We start from the raw sequence: 7,900 nt of genomic DNA on the forward strand, positions 1-7,900 counted from the left end.
AGATCGGTTTGTTACCGAATACGGATTTCCTGAAAGAAACCAAAGTTGAGTTAAGCAACCGCGGTGAGATTGTGATTAACGAGCGCAATGAAACCAATGTGAAAGGTGTATTTGCTGCGGGTGACTGCACCACAGTACCTTACAAGCAGATCATCATTGCCACAGGTGAAGGCGCGAAAGCATCACTGTCTGCATTTGACTACATCATCCGTTCAGGTCAGTAATCATTTGAATTAAATAAAAACAGCCTGCTTTATGCAGGCTGTTTTTATTTAAAGATTACATTAAATAGGCGATATGCTTGAATACTTGAATAGAGTCGTTGAGAATTTTTAAAGAGAATTCTGTTCATCATCAGATAATTTAAATAAATTAAAACTCTTTCTGGATAAAACATTGTCCACAATTGCTTACATGTTTAATCTCACGATGCACTATCGAATACAAACATTTCCTCACATAATATAAACACACAATTCAAAATTGATGTTTAAAAATAATAACCATAAAAACTAGTAAAATAAGGAGAAGAATATGCAGTATCAATATCATTGTGCATGCTGCAATAAAGCTGTTTCATCTACCGATACCTCATGTCCAAATTGTGGCTCACATAGCATCAGAAGTCCTTATAGTTTCTGGATGTTGTGCCTATTGGCCTGCTTAGCTGCAGCAGTCGTATTTAAAGTGGTTCATGTCTCTTCACACGCCCAACAGGATGTACCCACCAAAGACACTATTTTCAATGCATTACAACTTGAAGTAAAACAATCTTCTTAATTCAAACAGTGATGATTTTCACGGTTCATTTTCCTCAGGGGCCTGATATTCAGTATCAGGCCAAATCATTTTATAAACACTGATTCTTGCAAGACTAGGTATATATCTTAGAAATTCCGCAATGCTCTGCCCAGTTGATTTACAATAATACAAGTCTTGTAGAGGTTTTGAGTATGGTGCAGTTAATTCGCAAAGGTGGTTTAAGAGAACGTGCGAACCGCAGTCGCAGTTATCAAGGTTCAGAAAATACAGAAGCCACGTTAAAACCAAACCGTTATAGCTCTTCACAAAAAACAGATGAAAAAAAAGAGGAAACTACTGTTTCCCCTATTTTAGTTGACCAAGATCTCTCTCGTCAGGATTGATCTTCTTAATTCATTAAAACCAATGCGTCATACCAAAGCCAGATTGCAAAGATCAGGAACAGTATGCCCGAAATCAAATCTATATAGTTGCCTGCACGTTGGTACAGCACTTTGATTTTCGGCTGAGAGATGAGTAGCATCAGCAAAGCAAAAGTCAGGAAAGTTTGTAGTGGAATAATCACTGCCAGCTGTGATTTCAGATAATCTGAAGCTGATGAGCTGAGGGCCAATGAAAAAACACTGCTAAAATAAATCAGTGTTTTGGGATTAGACAGATTGGTCAATAAACCTAAAGTAAAATAATTTTTCGCTTCATTCATCATTATTTGATCATCGCTGGCTTCATGGCGCTGTTTAAATGCCTGTAATCCGCCTTTGAGCATCGCCCAGCCCATTCTTGCCAGAAATGCTCCACCCACAATCATGAGTACTTGCTGAATCCAGGGGAATTGATCAATCAGCACGGTAAAACCAGCCAGGGTCAGTACCACCCAAACCACAATCCCAGCCGAAATGCCGGCAATAATTTTTAAGGTATTGGAACGATTAGTAGATGCTGCACTTCGTGCAATCAGCAGGACGTCCGGTCCGGGGCTCAGTTGAGCAATAAAATGCAAACCACAAATGGTTAACAACAAAGACATATTTCTTCTATTAGCGATGACTAAAACCGCAGCATTATAACTTTTGTTTAAATTTTCGCAGTACTTTTATCTTAATTTACTCACATAAAAAAGCCGAATCATGGGATCCGGCTGCATAAATGTAAATCGAAATTATTTTGGATTCACATCTTTCATTTCAATCTTTTTCGCCTCTGGCGTCACTTCACGTGCTTCACCATCAATAATGGTTGAATCGCCACGACCACCTTGCTGATTTTGCATTTCCTGCATCTGACGCATCATTTCTGCAAATGGATTTTGACCTTGAGCGCCGCCCATATCGCCCATCATGCCACCCATCATTTTTTCCATCATGGCTTGCTGGCGTTTCATCATGACTTTCATCATCGCTGCTTTAAATGCCTGCTGTACAGCCGGGATCAGCATTAATACCGCCAGCACGTCTGTAATCAGACCTGGAATCAGCAGGAAAAAACCAGCCAGAATTTTTGGCAGATTATTGGTCATGGCCGGATCAGCACTCATCTGGCCCATTTGCATTTGTTGCATCTGCGGCATGAGTCCGGTGGCATATTTGCGAATCAGGTTCATACCGATAAAGAATGCGGCCACAAACCAGAAAAAGACGTACCACATGCTCCCGACGAGGTCGCCCACGCCAATCCACACAAATACTTCCAGGATTACGCCAGCAAGGATAATAAGAAATAATTTCATGAAAATTAATCTAATCTCTATTCAATAATTAAGGATGTAATCAACTGCTTCATCAGGATCAAGCTTTTTTGATACGCTTATGTAACAATATGGGCATTATTTTATTTTTAAAGTGCAGGCATGTCATTAATTATTGGGATTGACCCAGGTTCACGTCTTACAGGGTATGGCATTATTCAAAAAGAAGGTTCCAAACTGTCTTTTGTGGATGCAGGAACCATCAGAACGGAAACTGCGGAAATGCCTGAGCGATTAAAGCGAATTTTTGCCGGGGTTGAACGTATTGTTAAATTCTATGGTCCGACAGAAGCGGCCGTAGAACAGGTGTTTATGGCACAAAACCCGGACTCTGCCCTGAAACTCGGCCAGGCCCGTGGTGCAGCCATTGCAGCATTGGTTAATCTGGATCTGCAAGTCGCTGAATATACGGCACGTCAGATCAAGCAGTCTGTCGTTGGCTACGGCGCGGCAGAAAAAGAGCAGGTACAGATGATGGTCATGAAAATTTTAAACCTCAGCATCAAACCCCAACAGGATGCAGCGGATGCCTTGGCTGCGGCAATCTGTCATGCCCATGCTTCGGGTAGCATGAGCAAGATGGCTGTGTTAAATGCGCTTGGAGGTATGGCACGTGGGCGTAGCCGTGTCAGCAGACGTCGTTAATCATTATATGAATATTTGATCTGAAAATTTTCAAACTGATATTCAGCAGGATTTAATTCAAGTTGTTGAATATCAGCCAAATCTGCATAAATTAGTCCCTTTTGACTACGTATAATCATCTCTTGAATTTTTCTCTCATCTCCAACCACTACAGCCTCTACCGGTGCAGTTGGCAGATTTTGTACATAACCTTTTAATTCCAGTTCTACTGCCTGAACTGCAAACCAATTTCGATAGCCTACTTTCTGCACTGTTCCTGAAATAATCAGTTTCGCGGCCTGTATCATGACTTCCCTAAAGATTAACCACTTTATAAATGGCTTGTTTCATATCCTGTGCCTGCAAACCACGCTGACCATATTTTGCCAACTCATCTCCGGCCAAGGCATGTAAAGTCACGATTTCATGCAGATGAATATTCTCATGGAACTGGGCTTTCAGACTGGCAATCATGCCAGCCAGTACATCGCCCATCCCTCCAGTGCCCATACCCGGATTACCCGCAGTACAGATATACAGCTGATCTTCCAGAATCAGACTGCCCGAGCCTTTCAAGACCCACTGTCCTTTGAATTTCTGCTGTAAGGTATGAATGGCAGCGATTCGGTCAGCTTCGATATCTTGAGTTTTATATCCTAATAAGATTGCTGCTTCGCCCGGATGAGGGGTGCAATAAGTTCGTGGATTTAATTGTTCTGGGCGCTTTGCCAGGAACCACAGCGCATCTGCATCTAGTACGATCTCCAGCTGAGATTGCTGAATGGCACTAAACCAGAACTGATACTGCTGTTCAGCCCAGAGATCACGTCCCAAGCCCATACCAAAACAAACGGCATCTACTTGCTGTAACAGATTATCACGCTGATCTTCATCTAGGGCATTCATATCTTTGAGCATGATATTTGGTGCCCGTGAAAGGATTGCCGTATGATGTTTAGCATCACAAATAACAGTCACTTTACCCGCTCCTGCTGCAAATGCAGCTTCAGCTGACATGATTACCGCACCGCCCATATCAGCATGACCGCCAATCACCAGTACATGTCCATAACTGCCCTTATGTCCAAAGGCCTGACGTTTGGGTAAATGGATGTGAGTACCAGATAATTGAGCAACAGGTTTCAATTCAGCATCGATTGGAATTGCAGATATACATTCTACCTGCCCAGCATAGGCTTTCCCCTGCCCGGTAAACAAACCTGTTTTAAGCCCCAGTGCCGTGTAAGTATAATCAGCCTGAATAGCGACTGGCAAAGGTTGCCCAGTATTAGCATGGAGACCACTTGGAATGTCGATTGCGATTTTTAAGCCCTTTTGAGCATTAATACTTAGAATCATCTGTTGCCATGTGTCATTCAGATCACGGTTAAGACCTATCCCAAATAACGCATCAATATAGGCATCACATTCAGTCTGAAAATCAAAATGCGGATAGACTTTTATGCATGCATCAAGTGCTTCCTGACTCGCCGAAGCCAGATCCTGTGAACCACCCTTTTCTGCTGCATAAATCTCTACCTCAAAACCAGCCTGCTGTAGGTACTTCCCGACCAGATAGCCATCTCCGGCATTATTACCCTGCCCACAACAGACCGCGACCTTTTGAACATTTTCTTCAATAAATAAAGGAATCAGGCACTGCACAATGCTCCAGGCGACTTGCTGCATCAGACCATAAGAACTGTTTTTTTTAGCAAACCAGCGCTGCTCCCAGGCTTGAATACTTTGGCTATGATAAACGGGGCTATGGTAAACTTGTTGCTGCATTTTTTATTCCCTGTTCCCGGTTTATGATTACACCCGATTCTCCCGCGCAAATTCAGGTTTTTCAAGAGGATCCAGAAGCCCTCAAAGCATGGATCAAAGTACAAGCGCTGGAATTGGGTTTTTCTGATTGTGTCATTGCCCGGCCGGATGCTCAAGCAGAATTGCCACGTCTGCAGGAATATCTGGAGCGTGGTTATCATGGCGATATGAAATTTCTGGAAGAAAATCTGGACAAACGTGCTAATCCAACACTATTAATTCCAAATACTCGCTCTGTGATCTGTGTGCGTATGGATTATCTAGTCGAATCACCTGAACCGAGAATGGTTCCCGATGCACCAAATTCTGCAATTATTGCCCGCTATGCCCGTGGTCGTGATTATCACAAGACCATGCGTGGTCGGCTAAAAATGCTGTCAGCTAAAATCAAAGAAAAAGTCGGAGAATTTGAATCACGTCCTTTTGCCGATTCAGCACCCGTTTTTGAAAAGTCTCTGGCTGAAAATTCCGGTATGGGCTGGACTGGTAAACATACGCTGCTGATTCATAAAAAATCCGGTTCCTTCTTTGTACTCGGCGAACTGTTTACTTCACTGGAACTGCCATTTGATGAACCGACGACCAAACACTGTGGTTCTTGTACGGCCTGTATCGATATCTGCCCGACACAGGCGATTGTTGAGCCGTATATGCTGGATGCACGGCGCTGTATTGCCTATCTTACCATTGAGTATAAAGGCATTATTCCTGAAGATCTTCGTCGTGGCATTGGTAATCGGGTATTTGGTTGTGATGACTGTCAGTTGATTTGTCCCTGGAACAGCTTTGCCAAGACGACGACCATTGCAGACTTTCATCCACGGAATGGACTGGATCAGGCCAGCCTGCTGGATTTATGGCAATGGGATGAGCCCACCTTTTTAGCTTCAACAGAAGGTAGTCCGCTACGGCGTACCGGTTATCAAAGCTTTATGCGCAATATTGCTATTGGTTTAGGCAATGCGCCATTTAATCCAGCGATTATTCAAGCCTTGCAAAACTCTCGCGCTCAACATGATGAAGTTGTACAGGTACATATCGATTGGTCGATTCAGGAACAACTTTCTAAATCCAGATAATTGTCTATTTTTACCTGGTGTCACAGATTCCCTTAAAAGCCTTACACACCTTATTTTCAGACTGTGGCATAAATTTAAATAGTCTCAGAAATGAAATGGAGGGACGATGATGTCATCAAAAAATCCAAATCAAGAGTTACTGGAACAGCTGCAAAATGAACACCAGAATCAAATTCAGCAACAGCCGCAACCTCAGCAGCATGGGCCAGTCAATTCGCCTAAGAACAATCAGCACGAGCAGGATGAACGGGTTTTAAATAAACAGCATCGAGCAGATCTGCAAAATCAGAATATTCATGGCAATCACCGTGAATAGGAATAAATCGCTTCTGAAGTTAATAAAGCCCGCCTTAGGTGGGCTTTATGATATGAGTTTAAAATTTATTTATTTTCGCTTCATAAACCTTTTTAATTAAAGATTTTCTATTTATCAGGTCAGATTCAACTCCAATCACGTAAATAGATTATTTTTGATCGAAGTTAGAAGTGTCAGCAAAATTGTGTGCCGTAATCAGGATGCCATATTTCGCATTGAGGTAATCCCCTATCCGAATGACATCACTGCCATTGGCATGTTCTACTGTAAGTGTCTGAGTAATGGCATCATAATGCAGTGACTCGAAACTTTCCTGATGTAGACTAAGCCAATGTAAGGTATCTGCGAGATTTTCATCAACAATATAAGTTTCAGCCTGAAAGTCTTTAGTCATTATGCCCCCATTGACGTTTTAACAATGCCATATTTTAACGGAATATTCTTAATTTCAGGCATAAAAAAGTGAGCAAATGCTCACTTTTCTGGGGGGTAGGTATTAATCTTTACTGATACCACACTTGCGACATTCTCGCTGTGTGCCAATTTCTTCCATGTGTTGATATTCATAAATGTGCAAGCAAAATATTTTTTTCAAAAGCTGAAGCATTGTTAAAACTCCTGTTTCACCATTATATAAATACGCTTCTGTAGTTCACTCTTCCTGAGTGTCTATTGTTGTTTTGATTAAAAAACCACCATTTACTTATAAACATAATTTTTCAAAATGTAAAATCAATTTCATACTTTTTTTAACTTTCCGATAAAGTTAAATTTCAATTGATTCATACTTTTAATCATCTGATGTGATGTATATCGCAATTTCGCCATCTTTGGAAATGATATCTTTAAAAAAAGCGAACCAAAGTCCGCTTTTCAATGAAATTTAGAAGAAACCGGCTGGCTTGGTTAAATAACTGACCAGTAGATTTTTGGTTTACTGAAATGATCCAGCATCATTTTGTGGTTCTCTCGGTCAATACCTGATTTTTATAACCGCCGAAAGCTGCATGCGCCGGATAGATATGATAACAGTTGCTTCATACAAGACCTACCTCGATGGTAGACCAGCCCGGTAAGCGGTAATCAGAAAAGTCTTAACGAATTTTTTACATAATCATCTAGTTATAGGCTACCTATTTCAATTACGGATTATTAAAAGTCAATTACACCGGAAATTTAATCTAGTTTGTTTAAATTTAATAAAATAAAAAATCTACATTTTTCTAGCTTTCCTGTTAATAGGCTTATAGCTTACTTAAATGATGAGACATATATGCGAGGTATAGGGTCTTGTCATTGAAATCAGGCATTTCAAAAACCCAGAATACATAATTCTTAGATCTAAACTTAAATTTTATATTTACAGCAGATCTCTTTCATAAATCAAAAAACGATCTTCTTTTTGGTTAATATTTGCACTCCGGATTTCTTGGCATTCGTGCATAATCTGCGGATGAAATACATCGATTCAAACAAGCTTTCTGATCCTCAGTTCAAGCGATACACAGGCATCTCATGGTCAACTTTCTATTTGATGGTTGAGCAATT

The 7,900-nt window shown here is 41.1% G+C and carries 11 protein-coding genes and 1 pseudogene; 6 read left to right on the forward strand and 6 right to left on the reverse strand.

Annotated elements, in window-relative coordinates; all coding sequences use genetic code 11:
• The 3 genes from C3420_RS15850 to C3420_RS15860 form a co-directional block, all read left to right on the forward strand.
• Positions 1-224: FAD-dependent oxidoreductase (locus C3420_RS15850; RefSeq protein ID WP_171294483.1), on the forward strand; the 224-nt coding region annotated here is incomplete at its 5' end.
• 310 nt (positions 225-534) lie between these two features.
• Positions 535-780, forward strand: coding sequence for a hypothetical protein (locus C3420_RS15855; RefSeq protein WP_103800997.1), 246 nt, complete (start codon positions 535-537; stop codon positions 778-780).
• Between the two features lie 173 nt (positions 781-953).
• Positions 954-1,145, forward strand: coding sequence for a hypothetical protein (locus tag C3420_RS15860; RefSeq protein ID WP_004892713.1), 192 nt, complete (start codon positions 954-956; stop codon positions 1,143-1,145).
• A gap of 5 nt (positions 1,146-1,150) precedes the next feature.
• On the opposite strand, the gene C3420_RS15865 is transcribed toward C3420_RS15860, so the two are convergent.
• Both C3420_RS15865 and C3420_RS15870 read right to left on the reverse strand, forming a co-directional pair.
• A complete protein-coding gene (locus tag C3420_RS15865; RefSeq protein ID WP_004815510.1) occupies positions 1,151-1,789 on the reverse strand; it encodes a LysE family transporter in 639 nt (212 codons plus the stop codon).
• 132 nt (positions 1,790-1,921) lie between these two features.
• Entirely contained in the window at positions 1,922-2,488 is a 567-nt protein-coding gene (locus C3420_RS15870) for an FxsA family protein (protein WP_004815508.1), read from the reverse strand.
• A 120-nt stretch (positions 2,489-2,608) separates the two neighbouring features.
• Here C3420_RS15870 and ruvC point away from each other — a divergent pair, with 120 nt between their 5' ends.
• Complete coding sequence (gene ruvC / locus C3420_RS15875; protein WP_004815506.1) at positions 2,609-3,151, forward strand: crossover junction endodeoxyribonuclease RuvC; 543 nt, start codon at positions 2,609-2,611, stop codon at positions 3,149-3,151.
• Here ruvC and C3420_RS15880 read toward each other — a convergent pair.
• Positions 3,148-3,438, reverse strand: coding sequence for an acylphosphatase (locus C3420_RS15880; RefSeq protein ID WP_004815505.1), 291 nt, complete (start codon positions 3,436-3,438; stop codon positions 3,148-3,150). The two genes, ruvC and C3420_RS15880, sit on opposite strands and share 4 nt — an antisense overlap.
• A 7-nt stretch (positions 3,439-3,445) precedes the next feature.
• On the reverse strand, positions 3,446-4,918 hold the full coding sequence (locus tag C3420_RS15885) for an NAD(P)H-hydrate dehydratase (protein ID WP_103800998.1): 1,473 nt from the start codon (positions 4,916-4,918) through the stop codon (positions 3,446-3,448).
• A gap of 23 nt (positions 4,919-4,941) precedes the next feature.
• On the opposite strand from C3420_RS15885, the gene queG reads away from it, so the two are divergent.
• On the forward strand, positions 4,942-6,036 hold the full coding sequence (gene queG / locus C3420_RS15890; protein WP_103800999.1) for a tRNA epoxyqueuosine(34) reductase QueG: 1,095 nt from the start codon (positions 4,942-4,944) through the stop codon (positions 6,034-6,036).
• Positions 6,037-6,142: 106 nt separating this feature from the next.
• Positions 6,143-6,352, forward strand: a complete 210-nt coding sequence (locus C3420_RS15895; RefSeq protein WP_103801000.1) for a hypothetical protein — start codon at positions 6,143-6,145, stop codon at positions 6,350-6,352.
• Positions 6,353-6,500: 148 nt separating this feature from the next.
• Here C3420_RS15895 and C3420_RS15900 read toward each other — a convergent pair whose 3' ends face one another.
• Both C3420_RS15900 and C3420_RS17440 read right to left on the reverse strand, forming a co-directional pair.
• Complete coding sequence (locus tag C3420_RS15900; RefSeq protein WP_008303959.1) at positions 6,501-6,746, reverse strand: hypothetical protein; 246 nt, start codon at positions 6,744-6,746, stop codon at positions 6,501-6,503.
• Positions 6,747-7,235: 489 nt separating this feature from the next.
• Positions 7,236-7,389: pseudogene (locus C3420_RS17440) on the reverse strand (aldehyde dehydrogenase); the annotation flags it as partial.
• Between the last annotated feature and the right edge of the window lie 511 nt (positions 7,390-7,900).

The organism is Acinetobacter sp. ACNIH3, from assembly GCF_002918965.1.
Lineage (GTDB): Bacteria > Pseudomonadota > Gammaproteobacteria > Pseudomonadales > Moraxellaceae > Acinetobacter > Acinetobacter schindleri.

What these genes read in the sequence shown, in the direction of transcription:
- C3420_RS15855 (WP_103800997.1), top strand. Translation starts at nt 535, where the DNA reads ATGCAGTATCAATATCATTGTGCATGCTGCAATAAAGCTGTTTCATCT.
- C3420_RS15860 (WP_004892713.1), top strand. Translation starts at nt 954, where the DNA reads ATGGTGCAGTTAATTCGCAAAGGTGGTTTAAGAGAACGTGCGAACCGC.
- C3420_RS15865 (WP_004815510.1), bottom strand. Translation starts at nt 1,789, where the DNA reads ATGTCTTTGTTGTTAACCATTTGTGGTTTGCATTTTATTGCTCAACTG.
- C3420_RS15870 (WP_004815508.1), bottom strand. Translation starts at nt 2,488, where the DNA reads ATGAAATTATTTCTTATTATCCTTGCTGGCGTAATCCTGGAAGTATTT.
- ruvC (WP_004815506.1), top strand. Translation starts at nt 2,609, where the DNA reads ATGTCATTAATTATTGGGATTGACCCAGGTTCACGTCTTACAGGGTAT.
- C3420_RS15880 (WP_004815505.1), bottom strand. Translation starts at nt 3,438, where the DNA reads ATGATACAGGCCGCGAAACTGATTATTTCAGGAACAGTGCAGAAAGTA.
- C3420_RS15885 (WP_103800998.1), bottom strand. Translation starts at nt 4,918, where the DNA reads ATGCAGCAACAAGTTTACCATAGCCCCGTTTATCATAGCCAAAGTATT.
- queG (WP_103800999.1), top strand. Translation starts at nt 4,942, where the DNA reads ATGATTACACCCGATTCTCCCGCGCAAATTCAGGTTTTTCAAGAGGAT.
- C3420_RS15895 (WP_103801000.1), top strand. Translation starts at nt 6,143, where the DNA reads ATGATGTCATCAAAAAATCCAAATCAAGAGTTACTGGAACAGCTGCAA.
- C3420_RS15900 (WP_008303959.1), bottom strand. Translation starts at nt 6,746, where the DNA reads ATGACTAAAGACTTTCAGGCTGAAACTTATATTGTTGATGAAAATCTC.